Origin of the sequence: Burkholderia sp. AU45251, from assembly GCF_030482905.1 — a bacterium.
Lineage (GTDB): Bacteria > Pseudomonadota > Gammaproteobacteria > Burkholderiales > Burkholderiaceae > Burkholderia > Burkholderia aenigmatica.
On the sequence record NZ_JAUJQH010000001.1, the window covers coordinates 885,001 to 902,130 of the forward strand.

Below are 17,130 nucleotides of genomic sequence, written 5' to 3' on the forward strand. Positions count from 1 at the left end.
CCGCATTGCCGTCCTCTTCGCATTGCTTCACCGCAAGTCGAGTTGCGCCTTGAGAATCGCCTGCGCGCGGTTCTTCACGTCCAGCTTCAGATACACGTTCTTCAGATGAAACTTCACGGTGTTTTCGGACAGGAACAGCTTCTCCGAAATCTCGCGATTCGATGCCCCGCTGCACAGCAGCCGCAGGATTTCCTGTTCGCGCTGCGACAGTGCGCCGTACCACGCCGCCGTATGGAAACGTTGTTCCGACGCTTGCGCCGTATGCGGCATCTCCGCGTCGGGCGACTGGTCGAGTAACGCGGCCAGTTCGGCGCCTTCGTCGAGCAGCGCGCGTCGGCAGCCGCCGGCGTTCGCCGTTTCGCGTACGCCCTGCAGCGTTCGCAGCGCGAGCCGCGTATGCCCCTGCCGATGCTGCACCAGCGCCTGCAGCACGTGCAGCTTGACCGACAGCAGCGGCCGCGCCGGCGTGATCGCCAGCGCGACCTTCAGCAACTCGCCGGCCCGGTCGAGTTGCTGCCGGAACAGCGCGAGCCGGATACGGCCGAGCAGCCGCCCGCTCAGCATCTCGGTGATGGGAATCCATACGGGATCCGATGGCGACGTGTCGTCCGTCACGTGCTGCAGCAGCGCATCGACACGCGCCGCATCGCCGCTGCGCCCGGCAAAGTAAAGCCGCTCCCACGCGATCATCTGGCGCACGCCCGACCACTGGCTCTGAAAGCTCAGGCGCTCGAGCGTGTCGCGCGCCTGGATCATCCGGCCACGGGCCGCGTGGATGCGCGCGATCGAGACCATCGACAGCGCGATGAATTCCGGCACCGCCGCCAGCGCGATCTCGTCCTCGAACTGGGCCGCCAGCCTTTCCCCGATGTCGAGCGCGTCAGCCTCATAGCACGCCCAGATCCGCGAGGCCGCCAGCGCTACGGCCGCCATCCCGCGATTCACGTAGGGCCACGGCCGCGAGCCCGACGTCGCGCGCGGCGCTTCGGTCGCGAGCCTCGGTTGCCCGCTGGTGACCTGCAGGATGCAGCGCAGCGCGAGTGTGTATCCCTGGCTGAACGCTGCCTGCGCATGATCGTTGTGGCTGTTCGCCAGCACGAGCATGTGGTGGATGTCCTCCTCGTTCCACGTCGCCATCGCGCTGAACGTCAGCAGGTTCGCGGCGGCGCCCAGTTCGAACGCCTCGAAGATGTCGCGCGCCGGCTGATGCAGCACGGGAATGTTCGCGAGACGCGCGGCGCCGCGCAGATCGTCGTTGAACATCGTCGCCATCGCCAGCACGACGTCCGGGTTGTGCACGGTGCCGTCATGTTCGCCCGCTCGCGTCTGGTCCAGGTACGACAGCAACGGATGCGTCGGGCTCCCGCGACGCAGGAACACGAGCGCCCATGCCACCTTGATCGCGAGACTGCGATTGCCGAGCACTTCGTTCAACGGAAGCCGGTCGAACCAGACCACCACCGTGGCCAGCTCCGCGCCCGCGATCAGCCGCGATGCCCATTCGTCGAGCGTGCGCACCGCAAGCGCGTACTCGCGCGCCTCGACAGCGTGATACATCGCCTCCTCGGGCACGCCGTGGCGCACGTACCAGTGCGCCGCGCGCCGGTGCACGTCGAGCACGCCATCGGGATCGTCCTGGGCGAGGCGGTCAGACAGGAAGCGCGCAAACAGGCTGTGATACCTGTACCAGCCCGGATTGCCGTCGAGCGCCTCGAGAAACAAGCCGTCCTGCTCCAGCCGCTGCAGCATGGCGTCTGCGTGATGCGCGCCGGTCGCCTCCGCGCACAGCGATCCGTTCAGGCGTCGCAGCAGCGAGGTTTTCAGCAGGAACACCTGCACGTCCGGCGGCTGCAGCGACAGCGTGTTTTCCGACAGGTAGCGCACCAGCTCCAGCGGCCCGCAATCGCGCATCTCGTCGACCGTATGCCAGGGATTGCCGCGCGCAAGCGCAAGCTTGAACAGCTGCAACCCCGCCGGCCAGCCCTCGGTGCGCGCCTGCACGAACGACGCGATATCCGCGTCGAGCACCCCGTCGTCCAGGGCGGTCATGAACTCGACCGATTCCTCGGGCGAGAAACGCAGGTCCTCCATCCGCAGCACCAGCGCCTCTTCGGCGACGAGCAGCGTGCTCACGCCGATGTCCGGCAAATTGCGCGACCCGATATAGATCCGGCAGCGGCCTGGCAGCGCGCGCAACAGGTCGCGCAGGAAACGCAGGATCGCGGGATCGCGGATCCACTGGAGATCGTCGATGCACAAGCCGATCGGGCCGGGAATCTGCCCGAATCGATCGAGCACCCAGTCGATCATGTTGTCGGTCGTCGCCGGCGACTGCTCGGGCGCGGGGCCGCCCGCGTCCGCCACCATCTGCGTGACCAGCGCGATGAAGTACGTTTCGAAGCGGCGCGGATCGTTGTCGTTCTCGTCGAGCGTCAGCCAACCGACCGTCCAGCGCTTCGCGGTGCCGATCTCCATGATCTGCCGAAGCAGCGTGGACTTGCCGCTGCCGAGCGGCGCGTGCAGGATCACGACGTGCGGCACGCCGAGCCGCGTCACGCGTTCGAGCAACGCGTGACGCACGATCGCGCCGCGTCGCGCGGCAGGCGGGGAAAACTTGTGCTCACGCAAATCCACGCCGTCATGACGCACGCTGCGCGGGATCGCATTTCGGGAAACGGTCACGATCATCCGGGTGAAGGGTCGGGTCGATCATCCTGCCGCATTCGCGCGGCGGCTTCAAGCCGTGGCATCGCCGTCCGGCACCGCACGCGCGTCCGGCAGCGGCGGCGTCCATCCGCCCACCCGGGAAAACGCGGAGAACGCTGCAAACGGATTACAACAGTAAGGCCGCAGGCATGCCTCCGGTTCATGAGCTGCGGGGTCGTCATCGGCTGTCGCGGCGGCCGCTTCGGGAAGCGAGGCTGTGGCGATCATCGCGGCACCTCGGCGGCAAACGCGACGTACGCTTCGAGCGCGGCCGGATTGGCCATCGCGTCACGGCTCGCCGCCTGCTCGACCGGACGCCCCATCAGGATCTTGCGCACCGGCACCTCCATTTTCTTGCCCGTCAGCGTGTACGGTATCTGGTCCATCGCGACCATCGTGTCCGGCACGTGGCGCGGGCTGCACAGCGTGCGCAACCGTTCGGCGATGCGCGCGCGCAGCGCGTCATCGAGCGTCTCGCCTTGGCGCAGCCGCACGAACAACGGCATGAAGAAACGGCCGCCCGGCAGCTCGCAACACACGACCAGGCTGTCGGCCACCTCGTCGATCTCCTCGACGACGCGATAGATCTCCGCCGAGCCGATTCGCACGCCGTATCGATTCAGCGTCGAATCCGCGCGCCCGTAGATGTAGCAGCCACCGTCGCGCGTCAGCCGCATGAAATCGCCGTGCCGCCATACGCCAGGGAAGGTTTCGAAGTACGACTCGCGATAACGCGTGCCGTCGTCGTCGTTCCAGAAGAAGATCGGCATCGACGGAGCCGGCTGGGTCACGACGAGTTCACCCACTTCGTCGACGACCGGCTGCCCGTCGTCGTTCCACACGTCGACCGCCATGCCGAGCATGCGCGCCTGGATCTCGCCCGCGTGGACCGGCAGCGAGGGCACCGCGCCCACCAGCCCGCTGCACAGCTCGGTGCCGCCCGATTGCGACGTGACCCACAGGTCCGGTTTCACGTTGCGGTAGAACCACGCGAACGTCTCGGGCGTGCTCGGCGCGCCGGACAGCAGCACGCTCCTGAGTGCCGACAGGTCGAACTGCCGCCCCGGCTCGATGCCCGATTTTTCCATCATCTGCACGAAGGTCGGACTGCCACCGAAGCAGGTGGCGCCGGCGTCGGCCGCGAGCCGCCACAGACACTCGGGGCCGCCGTGCATCGGGCTGCCGTCGTAGAGCACGGCGGATGCGCCGGTCAGCAGCGCGGCGACCAGCAGATTCCACATCATCCAGCCGGTCGTGCTGTAGAAGAACATCACGTCGCCCGGGTGCAGATCCATATGCAGATGCATCAGCTTCAGGTGCTCGGCCAGGATGCCGGCGTGACCATGCACGATTGCCTTCGGCAAACCCGTGGTGCCCGACGAGAACACGATCCACAACGGGTGATCGGCGCCGACCCGCTCGAAGCGGAACGTATCGGCCGGCACGTCGGGGCCGGCGAGCAACGCGTCCCACGCGTGCACCGCACACGGCAGCGACGCCGCGTCGGCCGGCATCGCGTCCGCCACGTTCGGCAGCCAGATGAGCGTCTGCAGCGACGGCAGCGCCTGCGCGATCTCGGCGACCTCGCGCCGGCGGTCGAATACCTTGCCGCCGAAGTGGTAGCCGTCGGTGGCGATCAGCACCTTCGGCGCGATCTGCTGGAAACGGTCGACGACGGTGCGCACGCCGAAGTCGATCGCGGCCGACGACCAAATCGCGCCGATGGCGGTGGTCGCGAGCATCGCGACCGCGCACTCGGGCACGTTCGGCAGATACGCGACGACGCGATCGCCCGGCGCCACGCCGAGCTCGCGCAGGCGTGTCGCGAAGCGTCGCACCTGGCTCGCGAGATCGGCAAGCGACATTGTTTGCAACGGTCGAATTTCCGACGCGTAATGGAAGGCCGGGGCCGCACCCGCATGCGCGGCGTTCTGCAGCACATGCTCCGCGTAGTTCACGCGCGCATCCGGAAACCAGCGCGTATGCGGCATCGGTGCGCCATCCGTCACGCGTCGCGCCGAGCCGTCGTACCGCACGCCGTACCATTGCCAGATCGACGCCCAGAACGCGTCAGGCTCACGTACCGACCAGCGCCACAGTGCGTCGTAATCCGCACAGACCAGATCGCGATCGGTCGCGAGCCAGTCGAGATAGCGCGCAAGATGGGAGCCGCGTACGAATGTCTCGTCGGGCGTCCACAGCAGTTCGCCTTCGTTCACCATGTCAATCGCCTTTCATGTAAGCACGCGAGCCGTTCGAGAACGGTCTCCGGATGCGCCGCAGCGGGAATGTCGGCCACGTCGAACGCCTTGGGTTCCGGCGCCGGCAGGCCGCCGTCCTGCCAGAACGCGTCCGGCACGACGATACCGGCCGCGCCGTGCCCGCATCGCGCTGGCGCGATCGTAAAATCCGGCCCCTGGCCGTCGGCAAGCGTCACGGCCGCCGGCCATTGCATTCCCCAGTCCCAGCCGTAATGCGTCGCGACGTTCGCGACGGGTTGATAGAGTTCGAGCCACAGCGCGGTTTCGTCGGCCGCCCACGTACGCGACTCGCGCAGCAGCACCGCGTCGACGCCCGCCGTCGCGAATACCCTCAGGAAATCCGCGATGCTCGACGCCGCCGCATCGGCGGCGTCCTCGTCGACCTCGCCGCTCGGCGAACCGCCTGCCGACGCAAGCGCCAGCGCCGCCCAGTCGCGTGGCGACGGCAGCACGAGCGCAAAGATCGCATCGGGCAACGCCGCGCGCAACGCGCCGGCCAGCGCGGCCGCATGCTCGCGCAGCGGCATGCTCGCGAGACACGCCTTCAGCGGCAGATGCGCGCGCTTCGTGTTCGCGGCCATCGCATCCGTCAATGCCGTGTCGCGCGCCGACCATGCGGCGGCAAGATCCGCCAGCGGCAGCGTGAGCACGTCCGATCCGAGCAATCCGTGCGCCTGACGCGCCCACGCGACGCACGCGGCACTGTCGAGCCACGGCGCGCTGCCGCCCGCGAGCAACGGCACGCTGTAGCGATCGTGATTCAGCCAGAGCGGCCGGCGTACCCGAGCGGGTTCGATGAGTCGAGACATGATGCCTTCCAGTTCAGCATGAGGCCGGGCGGCCGTCGATCACGCGACCGCCGCCCGCCCTCCAGGAAAAAACGTTCGGCGCGACGGCTCTCGGCCGCCGCGCCTCGGCCGTGGCGCCGGCTTATGCTTGCGCCGTCTTGCCGGCCAACTGCGCCTCCAGCTCCGCGATCCGGACATCCTTCGGATCGAGCATGAATGCGCCCTGTATCGCGTCCGCCGGCATCCTGACGCGCTGGCCCAGCGTCGTCGCGTAGATCTCGGTGCTGTCGTTCCAGCTACCGAAGTACGGCAGCGTCGCAGGCGGCTCCGGCGTCACCCACGCGTCGCAGAACGCGTCGAACGGCTTGCCGCGCGCGATCCGTGCGAGCCGTTCGGCCGCCCGCGCTTCTGCCGTCGCCTCGACATCCACGACCAGCGTCTCCTCGTCGTAGACGACCTTGTAGATGTCGCGTGCGTTCTCGTGCGACATCAGCTCCTCGCGAAGATCCTGCATCACGAGCGCCGGATCGCGTTCGAGCACGTCGCCATAGCCGCCGCCCGAGCCTTGGCAGATCATGTAGATCTCGCCCTCGTTGCAGATCTCGAACGTCATGCCCATGTCGTGGCTGCTGTACTGCGCGCCCGGAATCGGCCGCTTGTTCATCAGCTCGACGATGTCGAACGTGTCGACGGCCTTCGGGTTCTCCTCGAGCACCTTGAAGATGTTGATGCCCTTGATCTTCATCAGCTGGTAGCTCGGGCACGAGTAGCCGCCGAACAGCCCCTGCGCCGACGGGAACTTCGAGCCCTCGCAGCCGGTCATGAAGCCCCACAGCCCCGAGCCGCGCGCGGTCGCGATCTGCTCGTAGCCCATCCCGCCGCGATACTTGCCCCAGCCGATCCGGTCCTTCGCGAGCCGCTGCGCGCCGAGACGGATGATCGGCGTATCCTCTTCCGCGATCTCGTGCTCGCCGGTGTCGCACATGAAGCCGAACACCGGCGAAATCGAATGCTCGCCATCCGCGTGGCTGCGCGCACCCTGCCCGTTGCCGTTGATGTCCGCGCAGAAGTTGCCGGTCACGTCGCCGTGCTGCGTCAGGCCGCCGTAGATGAACGTCGCCGCCTGGTCGTACTGCGACGCGATCACCGCCGAGTAGCGGTGCGGCAGGCTGTAGCTCAGCTTGTTCATCGGAATCGTCCACACGACGCAACCCTTGAACAGCGGCATCAGGCTCATCGCCTGCGGCATCTCGCCTTCCGCATCGAGGATCGAGTTGCGATCGGTGATGATCTCGATCGGCGACAGCACGGCCATCGTATGCGGCAGGTCGGGCCAGATGTTCTGCAGCAGGCCCGTGCACAGCGCCGCCTTGAACGACGCGATGTTGGTATTGACCGAGCGGTTCATGAACTGCGGCGCCGAGCCGCGGAAATCCATCACCATCCGGTCGCCCTTCACGGTGATCGCGCACGCGATCTTCTGCAGCGCGTTCTCGCGCAGGCTCGAATCCATGAACTGCAGCACCCGCGTGGTGCCGTCGGGCAGTTCACGAATCCGGCGGCGCATCTCCGTTTCGACGTCTTCCAGGTGCGTGCGCAACGTGCCGATCAGCGCGTCGCGGCCATACTGGTCGAGCAGCGCGATGATCCGCTCGCGCAGGCGCAGCACCGCGTGCAGCTTCACCTTCATGTCCTCGAGCTGGAGGCGCGGGTCGCGCACCGAGTTCTGCAGGAACGTGACGAGGTCGCGCTTCAGCTCGAAGTTCTCGACGATCTTGAACGGCGGCATCTTGATGCCTTCGTCGTACTTGCTCTCCGCCTTGGCCGGCAGCCCGCCCGGTTCGGTCGAGCCGTTCTCGCCCTCGTGGATCGTCGACGACAGCCAGCACACCAGTTCGCCCTTGTAGAACAGCGGCATCATCATCGACTGGTCGGTGTTGTGGATACCGCCGTAGCGCGCGTCGTTGTGAATGAAGCCGTCGCCGTCCTTCACGCCGACCGTCGGGTCGTTCACCCAGTTCTTGATGATGAAGCGGATCGGATAGAAACAGCACGCGGCAAACGCGATGATCCCGTGCGGTGCGATCATCGACAGGTCGCCCTGCGCGGTGTAGATCGCTGTGACCAGGTCGCCCCACTTCGCGCCCGGCGCCGCGCCCATCTGGTTCACCATCGTGAACGCTTCGGACAGCGCCGAGTTGATCAGCCCGCGCACATGGTGGACCTGGTGCGGGTCGACGCCGCGCGCCAGCACGTCGTTTTCCACCTTCGAGCGCGGCAGGATGCTGTGATTGCGCATGATCTCGGGATCGGGGCCGAGAAACAGCGTGTTGTCGGCGATGAACTTGTCGAGCAGCGCCCGGTCTTCCGCATTGATGTCGTTTTGCATGTCGAACTCCTTGCTTACTTGCGCAGGAACCACGCGCCGCCCTGGGCCGTCGCCTGATAGATCCAGCCCGGCTCGACGAGGAACGTCGTCGCGCGTGTCGTGATGACGGCCGGCCCTTCGATCTGCGTGCGCTCGGCACGCGCGCGGTCGTCGTAGATGGCGGTGCGTTGCGGCCCGTCGTGTCCGACGAAGTGGCAATCGCGATAGCCGACCGGCTCCGGCGGCGGCAGCGGGCTGTCGCTGACCGCGAGCTTCGCGAACTTCACCGACGGCTGTTCGACGTACGCGCAGACCCGCAGCGTGTTGATTCGCACGCCGGTTTCCGGGCTTTGCGAGCCGTCCCCGAAGCGCGAGCCGTAGCTCTCGTGGAACAGCTCCATCAGCGTCAGCACGTCGCGCTGCGTCTTCAGGCGCGAGATCGGCGTGACGACGGCCGTCTGCACGCGCTGGTTGCCGTAGCGCATGTCGAGTTCGAGCCGGTAGCGGATCTGCGACGGATCCATCCCCTGCCGTTCGAGATCCTCGCGCCCGCGGCGCTCGAGCTCCTCGACGCCGCGGTTGAACGTGTCGAAATCCAGGAAGAACGATTTCGTGTTCGGGTTGAACAGCACGGTCCACGTGTTCATCTCGTGGATATGCATCTGGTTCACCGTCCCCGCACCGCATGCGGAGAACGTCGACGAATACGGCGGCGCCAGCACTTTCGCGACCCCGAGCGCGGACGCGATCCCGCACGCATGCAGCGGCCCGTTGCCGCCGTACGCGAGCACCGTGAACGCCTTCGGCTCGAAGCCGCGCGTGCGCAATTCGGTGGCGATGCCGTTCGCCATCGACGCGTCGACCTGCTTCTTGATCAGCTTGGCCGTTTCGATCACGTCGAGATCGAGCACGTCGCACAGGTCGTCCTGCATCGCCTGCTTCGCGCGGCGCGGATTCAGCGGAATGCGGCCGTTCGCGTAGTTCTTCGGATCGAGATAGCCGAGCAGCAGGTCGGCGTCGGTGACGGTCGGATGCTGGCCGCCCCGGTCGTAACACGCGGGCCCCGGATCGGAGCCGGCCGACTGCGGGCCGATCTCGACCGTCTTGTACATCCGCTCGTAGCGCGCGATCGAGCCGCCGCCGGCCCCCAGCGCGACGAGGTGCACCATCGGCACACTGACGAGCCAGCGGTCGATCACCGGGTTGAAGTCGTAGAACTTCTGCCCGCCCTGCACGACGATCCCGATGTCGAAGCTCGTGCCGCCCATGTCGGTCGCGACGACGTTGCCCAGCTCGGCGGCCGCCGCCAGGTACTCGCTCGCGGCGATGCCCGACACCGGCCCCGAGTGGACGGTCTGCAGCGCGTCGGTCGAGTTGAGTTGCGCCATCCCGCCCGAGTTGTGATTGACCAGCATCGGCTTCGTATAGCCCTGCTGGCGCAGATTCAGCTCCAGCGTGCCGAGCCCGTGGTACATGATCTGATGCAGGAACGCGTCGATGATCGACGACGTCGCGCGCGAATACTCGCCCTTGCGGCCGACCACCTGGTGCGACAGCAGCATCGGGATCGCACCGAGCATGTGCGCCGGATACTCCTCGAGGAAAATCTCGCGCACGCGCAACTCGTGCACCGGGTTCACGACGCTGTTCGTGAACATCACGACGAGCGCCTGCGCACCGGCATCGACGAGCTCGCGGATACGCAACCGCACGTCGTCCTCGTCGAGCGTCCAGAACACCTGGCCGACGTAGTCGACACGCTCGCGAATCTCGCGGATCAGCGGGATCGCCACGAGCGGCTCCGGGCGCGCCGCATTCGGAATGTCCATCTGCTCGTGCTCGGACAGCCCTTCCCCGTAACCGCGGGCCCGCGACAGCGGCACCGTGTGCTTGAAGCCCGTCGTGACGAGCAGGCCGACGCGCGGGCCCTTGCGCTCGATCAGCGCGTTGGTGCCGAGCGTCGTCGCGTAGCGCACCGAATCCACTTCGGACAGCAGCTGGGTCGGCGTCAGTTCGAGCTGGCGGCACGCGTCTGCCAGCGAATCGTTGAAGCCGACCGCCAGATTGTGGTGGGTCGTGAGCGACTTGCCTTCGACGCAATGATCGCCCCATGCCACGAAGCAATCGGTGAAGGTGCCGCCAATGTCGACGGAAACACGTTTCATGATCGAATCTCCCCGTGGCTCAAGTTGACGACGCGTCGGTGCCGGCACCGACCGTGTGACGATGATGTGCGGCTGCATGCAGCGCGCGCTGCAGCTTGACGCGTTCGAGTGCGAGATCGGGCGCCTGCGCGGGCTCCGTCATCTCGTCGCGATCCTTCCATTGCAGCTTGAGCGCGTCGATGTCGAGATCGATGTCGTGCAGCGGCGGATGGCCCGGCGGCAGATATTCGGCTTCGACGAGCACGCCGCACTCCGGGCAGTAGTACTCGAGAATCCGGCACCAGTCCGGGTCCGGCGAGTAAGTGCGCGCGTAGCGGTCCGGATCGAGCAGCGGCTTGTGAATCTCGCGCGGATCGCGATCGTGGACGAGCAGGCCGCGCTTGTAGTTGTCGCGCGCGCTGCCGTGCGCGTGACCGCAGCGCCGGCACTCCCACTGTTCCGTGCCGAGATCGATGCGCAGGGTTTCGGTAATCAGGACTTTCATTGTTCATTCTCCTTGCCGCGGCTGAGCAGGATGTCTCCGGCGGAATTGATGTCGAAATGCCAGCCGGCGTCGATGCGCCCCGTGAAGAACGCTTCCTCGAGTACCGCCGGGCCGGACGCGCGGACCGCGACGCCCTTCGGCTGATCCTCGACGCGGTACAGCGGCAGTTCGGTCTCGTGGCCATCGACCACGACGTGCCGCGTGCCGTGCGCCACCGCGGGCTGGTGGTCGGCCTCGCCGAAGCGGCCGTCCAGCGTCGCTTGCGGCATGCGCTTGATCGCGGTCAGCGACACGGACAGCGTCGCATCCGGCGCCAGCCCGGCCGGCAGCGTCGTGCCGGTCACCGCGTGCTCGGTACTCCGGCCGTCGGCGCCGGTCGCTTCGACCGTATAGACCAACCGGCAGTCGTCGATCGCCGCGTCTTCACCGAACATCGCACGCGACGCCTGCGTCAACAGCGTGTCCATCGCGGCAGTGAGTGCGCGGTCGGTCGCTTCGGCAAGGGGCGCCGAGAAGCTGTGACCGACATCCGAAAAGCCGATTCCGTAGGCGGAAAACACGGCCGCCAGCCCCGGAATCAGCACCCGCCTCACACCGATCGCCTCCGCGACGCGGCACGCGACGAGCGCGCCCGCGCCGCCGAACGCGGCGAGCGTCGTGTCGGACCGGATCGGCGAATACGCGGTGAGGCTGTCGGCGACCTTCTTCACCCACGCGGCTTCCATCGCGGACAGCGCTTCGAGGTCGCCCATCTTCAGCGGATCGGCCACATGCGCATGAATCGCCTGGCGAGCACGCGCCGGGTCGAGCTGCAGCTTGCCGCCGAAGAACGACGCGGGATCGAGCAGGCCCGACAGCGTGAACGCATCGGTGATCGTCGCCTGCGTGCCGCCCAGGCCGAAACAGGCCGGCCCGGGTGCGCTGCCGACGCTTTCCGGCCCGACCGCGATGCGTTCGCCTTCCACGCGGACGATCGAACTGCCGCCGACGCCCGCGCTGACCACGTCGCACAACGCGAACGACGTCGCGACGCCTTCGACGCTGCCGTGCCGGTCCGCGCGCACGCCCCGTTCGTCGACGACACCGATGTCGGTCGTCGTTCCGCCGATGTCCATCGACAGCAGATGCGTCAACCCGTAGTGCCGGGCCAGCACGCGCGCGCCTTCCATCCCGCCGCGCGGGCCGGAACTGTAGGTCTTCAGCGCGATCGTCTTCGCGACGCGTCCCGCATAGCCATCGTTGCGGAACACGAGCAGCGGGCTCTGCGCGCGCGCATCGCGCAGCTTCTGCTCGGCGCTGTAGAGAAAGCGCTCCATCGCCGGATGCAGGAATGCGTTGAACAGCGCGGTCCACGTGCGGCGCACGTCGCTCGCATCGTCGGCGATTTCGTGGGCATACAGGATCGGCAGCGCGCCGAGCAGGTGCGGCGGAAAGCTGCGCAGCAGCCTGCGCTTCAGGCGCTGTTCGAGTTCGACGCGGCGCGGGCCGCCGATCGCCACGACGAGCCGGTTGGCCCCCGACGCGGCGAGTTCGCCGACCGCGCGAACCACGTCGGCCTCGGGCGCATCGCAGGACAGCGTGACCGCACGGCTGCCGATCACTGCGTCGAACAGGCCGGCGGCGCCGTCGGCTTCGCGCACCTGCTCAGCCGACAGCGTCCCGCCGACCACGAGCCCGAGTCGCGGCCCCTTGCGCTCCACGAGTGCGTTCGTCCCCTGTGTCGTCGAGTAGCGGATCGCGGCCGTCGACAGCAGCAGCGCCTCCAGGTCTTCATTGCCGTAAATCGCCACGGACGCCTTGCGCAGCCCGTCGAACAGGCATTGCGACAGGTCGTGCGGCGTGGTCAGCGTTTTCGTGCGGATCACGTTGCCGCCATCCATCACGCAGATGTCGGTCAGCGTGCCGCCGTTATCGATGTTGATCAGGCGATGCCGCGCAGTCCGTGTGCCGGACGTGCCCGATACCGCGGGCTGGATCGAATCGGTTGGGATTGTCATGAGCTCTCTCGCTTCGTGATCGGTCGGTTCAGGCGCGGCCCGGCTGCCGTGCCCGCGCGGCACGATGCATGTCGATGGGCGCGCGCGGTTCCGTCATGCAACCGTGCGGCGTCGGAAAAGGAAGGGAATGCACGTCGTCTCCTGTTTGTTCATGTTCGTCGTGGAATCAGTGTAGGCATCGGCCCGTCGGCCGCCGCCACCCGTCCGGGTAGTTATCGGGTATGGATTGCCCGTATCGGTCGCGCGCGTCAGGCGCCGGCCGACGCGTTCGCGCCCGCCCGCTCGATCGCCGGCTTCACGCTGTCGATCGCACCGCCGCCGTCGCACGGAATCACCGCGCCGGACACGTACGACGCATACGGCGACGCGAGAAACAGCGCGAGATTCGCAATGTCGTCGGTCGTGCCGAACCGGCGCAGCGGCACGGCCGACTCGGCCAGCGCGAGTTCGTCGTCGGTGCGGGCGATCAGCTTGCGAAAGCCTTCCGTGCCGTCGATCGGGCCCGGCGAGATCGCGTTGACGCGCACGCCGTCGGCGCCCCATTCCAGCGCGAGCACGCGTGTGAGCTGGTCGATGCCGGCTTTCGCCGCGGATGCGTGTGCCTGATGGCGCATCGGCACCGTCGCCTGCGGCGCGGTGATGCTGATGATCGATGCGCCCGGCTTGCGCAGATGCGGATAGGCCTGCCGCATCACGTTGAACGAGCCGACCAGGTCGATCTCGATGACCGTGCGGAATCCGTTCGCCGACATCGCATTCGCGTCGCACAGGAAATTGCCTGCCGCGCCCGATATCAGCACGTCGATCGGGCCGAATTCGCGCGCCGCGTCGCCGAGCGCGGTGCCCACCGCGTCGAAATCGCGTACGTCGGCGCATGCGCCGTACACCGACGCATGCGTCATGCGCAACGTCTGCACGGCCGCGTCGACGTTCTCGCGCTTGCGGCTCGCCACGCTGACAGCCGCGCCGCATCGCGCGAATGCTTGCGCGATGCCGAAGTTGATGCCGGTCGTGCCGCCGAAGACGAACACGTGGCGTTGCTCGAAACCTAACTCGATCTGCATGCTGCCCTCCTGTCGAACCCTGGGAACCACATCGTCAGAACAGGTGGCGCACGCCGAGCACGGTGCCGAACGTCGACCCGTTCGCGCCGTACAGCGCGCCGTTCGTCGACAGCCCCGTGTTCATCTTGCCGTGGTTGTTCACATAGCCAAGCTGCCCGTACAGCAACGTCGCCTTCGACAGGCTGTACGTCAGCCCTGCCGCCGCCATGATCGAGTGATTGATCGAGTGATTGTTCGTATCGTTGCCGTCGCTCGTGTACCAGACGCCGGCATCCGCGCTCACGACCGGCGTGAACTGATAGGCGGCACCGCCGCCGTAGACACGGCTGTCGAACGAGCCCGCGATCTTGTAATTGACGTACGCGGCTCTCACCGTGAGCGCGTCGTACTGATAGCTCGCGCCGAGCGTGCGCCCGGTAAACGGCACCGTGCTCGGCACCGGCGTCGATGCGGCCGTGCCGCCCGCATTGTCGTTGTACATCGCGGCGCTGACGAGCAACGGCCCGTAGGTGTAGTTGAGGCTCGCCGAATACTGCCGGCCCGCCTGGAAATCGCCGGCCGTGCCGCCGAGCGCAAGCATCGCGCTGCCCTGGAAGCCCGCCACCACCGGGCTCGTGTACGAAATCGCATTCGCGTTGAAGATCCCGGTCACGAGCACGCCGCCGACATAGATCGGCACGCCGCTGCCGAAGTACGACACGCTGCGCGCGTCGGTGGCAATCAACGACAGCACGAACGGCGAGAACTGGACGCCCGCCTTCACGGTGCCGTAGGTGCTCTCGATCCCCACCCACGCCTGCCGGCCGAACAGGTTGCCGTTCGAATCCGCATAGCCGCCGTTCGACACGTCGATGCCGCTTTCGAGCGTGAAGAGCGCCTTCACGCCGCCGCCGAGATCCTCGGTGCCTTTCAGGCCGAACAACGACGGCGTCATCCCGCCGGTGATCATCGAGACCTGATGCCCCGCATTCAGACCGGTCTTCGGATCGATCGCCTTGCTCGTATAGAGGATGCCGGCGTCGACGACGCCGTACAGCGTGACACTGCTTTGCGCATGCGCGGGCAAAGCGGCGGCGGCCAGCAGGATGCCGGCAGCGGACGCGAAACGTTTACCGGACGGGATGGTCGTCATCGGGGATGTCTCCTGTTCTAGTCTCTGTTTGTTGGATGTCGGTGCTTCGCTGACGCGAATGCCCGTCAGACCGGAGGCCGCGGCTTGCCCGGGCCTGGTCGGCGCAGGGTGGAGTCCGGCCAACCGTGCACATTGATCGACAGGATTGCCGTCGACGCGAATGCGTCAATCGAAAGCACAACGAAACAAGCCACGTCGCGCACCAGTTTTGGCGCGTGAGTCACGACCCGGCGGTATCGCCACCGTTCTGTCGCGTTGTTTCTGGAAAGGAGTGTAGGTTTGGAGGGGACGGGTGGCAGCTACCCGTTCGGGTAGTTTGAGAGCATGGATTCCCCTGATCGGGGGCCGTGCATGCCGGCGTGAGCAACGCCGGCCATGTCATGCGCTAAGGCGGCGATATTACGATTTACTTTCAGACGACCTCGGCCCGCTCGCGATGGCCATCCAGCATTCCGCCAATGTCCGCGAGGCCATGACGACGGTGTCCCGCTATCTGTACGTGCACAGCCCGGCCGCGCAGCTTTCCGTGATCGAACCGAGCACGCTGGTCCAGGATGCGGCGGAGATCCGTCTCGAGTTGCTGGTTCCTCGCGCGCCCGTGTCCCGGCAAGCGCTCGATCAGTGCTTGGGCAGGATGCATCATCTGGTGCGGTCCTTCGCGGCGGACAACTATCGGCTGCTTGCGGTGGCGTTACCGTACGGGAACAGTGCCGATCCCGGCGCCTATGCGCGTTTTTTCGGGCCAGCGCGCATCTATACGGAGCAGGAGCACGCCGGTTTGCACTCCGGGAGCAGGCACGCCCGTCCCGTTCGGCACCGGGGACGCATCAGCGAAGGCAGCCATCGGTACGCAAGGAAAAGCCGGCCATGACGCTCATCCGCTCGCATCGCGTCGCGCCGCATTGACGAGTATGCGCGACAGCAAATTACCCATCATCCGAAGCTCGTCGTCGTTCGCGAAGGCGCTCATCTCGCGCTGGATCTCGTCTTGCACGTCGCGCCACGCAGCCGCGATCCGGCGCCCGTCCCGCGTGAGCGACACGTGGACGATACGGCGGTCATCCTCGCTCTGCGTTCGCGTCACGAGAGACAGCGCCTCCAGCCGGTCCACCAGGCGCGTCACCGCGCTGCCGGCAATGCCGCAGGCATCGGACAGCTCGCCGGCCGTCAACGGTTCCCCGCCATCAAGTGCGTGCAGGAGCGACGCCTGCGACGTCGTAATGCCGAGCGCCCGCTCGACATGCCGGTCGACGCATCTGGACAGCAACGATTCGGCAGCCGACAGCAGGTGCACGATGGACATACCCCGGCTGCTCATTTCCCGTTGTCTGGAATCCGAACCAGACCTCTCCTGCACCACTTCACGGCACCCTTCTTTCTCGATTTCAAGTTCTTCCGGTACGGGATTCATGGCAGCACGCGCGGAACCCGGCACTACACCGTCCGCCGAGCGCCCGACGCATTCATCCTTGAATCAGAGTCCGGACGATTTCGGTAATGTCAGCCATGTCCGGATTGCGACTTCCTGGCCGCGTCAACTCCCGGCGCAGCAATCCGCTCAACGTCGCGTGAACCACGCTGGCGATCACCGCCGGTTCATGTTCGCTCGCCAACTGTCCGGCCGCTATCGCACGACGCACGCAGGCTTCGATGCGCTGTTCGGCATGGCACGCGGCCTGACGAACCCGCTCGCAGAACGCGGCCGTTGCACCCGCGCTCTCGCAACGCGTGTAGGACAGCGTGTACAGGCGACGGGACAGCTTCGAACGGGTTGCCGCCCGCCAGCACGCGCCGAGTGAATCGATCAGCGCATCGAGCGCATGCGCCGCATCCTGACGCGGCGGAATCAGAAAAGGATCCAGCGGGATCGCCGCATCGGCGAAGATGGCATCGAGCACGTCGAGCTTGCTCTCGAAGTGCCAGTACACGGCCCCGCGCGTGACGCCGGCGCGGCGGGCAATTTCCTCGAGCGACGCATGCGCGAAGCCATGATCGAAGAACACGCCCTGCGCCGACTCGACGATGATGGCCCGTGTCGCCTGTGCCTGTTCACGGGTTCGTTTCACCATAACGTTTCCGAACGTCCATCCGCCTCGGGATGGCTCGCCTGTCACCTCGCAGCGGCCCGGCAAGGGCATGCGATTGCGAGCCCCGGGTGTCGGGGC

The 17,130-nt window shown here is 66.8% G+C and carries 12 protein-coding genes; 1 reads left to right on the top strand and 11 read right to left on the bottom strand.

Features of this window, described 5'->3' with window-relative positions:
- Positions 1-27: 27 nt before the first annotated feature.
- The 9 genes from QZM67_RS03885 to QZM67_RS03925 all read right to left on the bottom strand — a co-directional run bounded on the left by QZM67_RS03885 (position 28) and on the right by QZM67_RS03925 (position 14,965).
- Positions 28-2,688 (bottom strand): LuxR C-terminal-related transcriptional regulator, encoded by a 2,661-nt coding sequence (locus tag QZM67_RS03885; RefSeq protein WP_301800851.1) that lies wholly within the window; start codon positions 2,686-2,688, stop codon positions 28-30.
- A gap of 242 nt (positions 2,689-2,930) precedes the next feature.
- The gene (locus QZM67_RS03890; protein ID WP_301800852.1) at positions 2,931-4,928 is read right to left on the bottom strand and encodes an acetoacetate--CoA ligase; all 1,998 of its coding nucleotides are present in this window, start codon (positions 4,926-4,928) and stop codon (positions 2,931-2,933) included.
- Positions 4,922-5,776 carry a hypothetical protein gene (locus tag QZM67_RS03895; protein WP_301800853.1) on the bottom strand — a complete coding sequence of 285 codons (855 nt, stop codon included), beginning with the start codon at positions 5,774-5,776 and terminating at the stop codon, positions 4,922-4,924. The genes QZM67_RS03890 and QZM67_RS03895 overlap by 7 nt, the downstream gene beginning before the upstream one ends.
- Before the next feature lie 121 nt (positions 5,777-5,897).
- Positions 5,898-8,144 carry a hydantoinase B/oxoprolinase family protein gene (locus QZM67_RS03900; protein ID WP_301800854.1) on the bottom strand — a complete coding sequence of 749 codons (2,247 nt, stop codon included), beginning with the start codon at positions 8,142-8,144 and terminating at the stop codon, positions 5,898-5,900.
- A gap of 14 nt (positions 8,145-8,158) precedes the next feature.
- On the bottom strand, positions 8,159-10,288 hold the full coding sequence (locus QZM67_RS03905) for a hydantoinase/oxoprolinase family protein (RefSeq protein WP_301800855.1): 2,130 nt from the start codon (positions 10,286-10,288) through the stop codon (positions 8,159-8,161).
- Between the two features lie 19 nt (positions 10,289-10,307).
- Positions 10,308-10,772, bottom strand: coding sequence for an acetone carboxylase subunit gamma (locus QZM67_RS03910; RefSeq protein WP_043177211.1), 465 nt, complete (start codon positions 10,770-10,772; stop codon positions 10,308-10,310).
- Complete coding sequence (locus tag QZM67_RS03915; protein WP_301800858.1) at positions 10,769-12,769, bottom strand: hydantoinase/oxoprolinase family protein; 2,001 nt, start codon at positions 12,767-12,769, stop codon at positions 10,769-10,771. The genes QZM67_RS03910 and QZM67_RS03915 overlap by 4 nt, the downstream gene beginning before the upstream one ends.
- Positions 12,770-13,017: 248 nt before the next feature.
- Positions 13,018-13,833 carry an SDR family oxidoreductase gene (locus QZM67_RS03920; RefSeq protein ID WP_301800859.1) on the bottom strand — a complete coding sequence of 272 codons (816 nt, stop codon included), beginning with the start codon at positions 13,831-13,833 and terminating at the stop codon, positions 13,018-13,020.
- A gap of 34 nt (positions 13,834-13,867) precedes the next feature.
- Entirely contained in the window at positions 13,868-14,965 is a 1,098-nt protein-coding gene (locus tag QZM67_RS03925; protein ID WP_301800861.1) for a porin, read from the bottom strand.
- A 292-nt stretch (positions 14,966-15,257) separates the two neighbouring features.
- Here QZM67_RS03925 and QZM67_RS03930 point away from each other — a divergent pair, with 292 nt between their 5' ends.
- On the top strand, positions 15,258-15,836 hold the full coding sequence (locus QZM67_RS03930; RefSeq protein WP_301800862.1) for an AraC family transcriptional regulator ligand-binding domain-containing protein: 579 nt from the start codon (positions 15,258-15,260) through the stop codon (positions 15,834-15,836).
- Between the two features lie 3 nt (positions 15,837-15,839).
- Here the strand turns inward: QZM67_RS03930 and QZM67_RS03935 are convergent, their stop codons facing one another.
- Positions 15,840-16,376 carry a MarR family winged helix-turn-helix transcriptional regulator gene (locus QZM67_RS03935; RefSeq protein ID WP_301800863.1) on the bottom strand — a complete coding sequence of 179 codons (537 nt, stop codon included), beginning with the start codon at positions 16,374-16,376 and terminating at the stop codon, positions 15,840-15,842.
- A gap of 52 nt (positions 16,377-16,428) precedes the next feature.
- Positions 16,429-17,103, bottom strand: a complete 675-nt coding sequence (locus QZM67_RS03940) for a TetR family transcriptional regulator (protein WP_301800864.1) — start codon at positions 17,101-17,103, stop codon at positions 16,429-16,431.
- Positions 17,104-17,130 lie beyond the last annotated feature (27 nt).

Bases quoted from the DNA above. Each gene is read 5' to 3' on its own strand.
- QZM67_RS03900 (WP_301800854.1), bottom strand. From the start codon at position 8,144: ATGCAAAACGACATCAATGCGGAAGACCGGGCGCTGCTCGACAAGTTC.
- QZM67_RS03885 (WP_301800851.1), bottom strand. From the start codon at position 2,688: ATGATCGTGACCGTTTCCCGAAATGCGATCCCGCGCAGCGTGCGTCAT.
- QZM67_RS03895 (WP_301800853.1), bottom strand. From the start codon at position 5,776: ATGTCTCGACTCATCGAACCCGCTCGGGTACGCCGGCCGCTCTGGCTG.
- QZM67_RS03925 (WP_301800861.1), bottom strand. From the start codon at position 14,965: ATGACGACCATCCCGTCCGGTAAACGTTTCGCGTCCGCTGCCGGCATC.
- QZM67_RS03920 (WP_301800859.1), bottom strand. From the start codon at position 13,833: ATGCAGATCGAGTTAGGTTTCGAGCAACGCCACGTGTTCGTCTTCGGC.
- QZM67_RS03905 (WP_301800855.1), bottom strand. From the start codon at position 10,288: ATGAAACGTGTTTCCGTCGACATTGGCGGCACCTTCACCGATTGCTTC.
- QZM67_RS03890 (WP_301800852.1), bottom strand. From the start codon at position 4,928: ATGGTGAACGAAGGCGAACTGCTGTGGACGCCCGACGAGACATTCGTA.
- QZM67_RS03915 (WP_301800858.1), bottom strand. From the start codon at position 12,769: ATGACAATCCCAACCGATTCGATCCAGCCCGCGGTATCGGGCACGTCC.
- QZM67_RS03935 (WP_301800863.1), bottom strand. From the start codon at position 16,376: ATGAATCCCGTACCGGAAGAACTTGAAATCGAGAAAGAAGGGTGCCGT.
- QZM67_RS03910 (WP_043177211.1), bottom strand. From the start codon at position 10,772: ATGAAAGTCCTGATTACCGAAACCCTGCGCATCGATCTCGGCACGGAA.
- QZM67_RS03940 (WP_301800864.1), bottom strand. From the start codon at position 17,103: ATGCCCTTGCCGGGCCGCTGCGAGGTGACAGGCGAGCCATCCCGAGGC.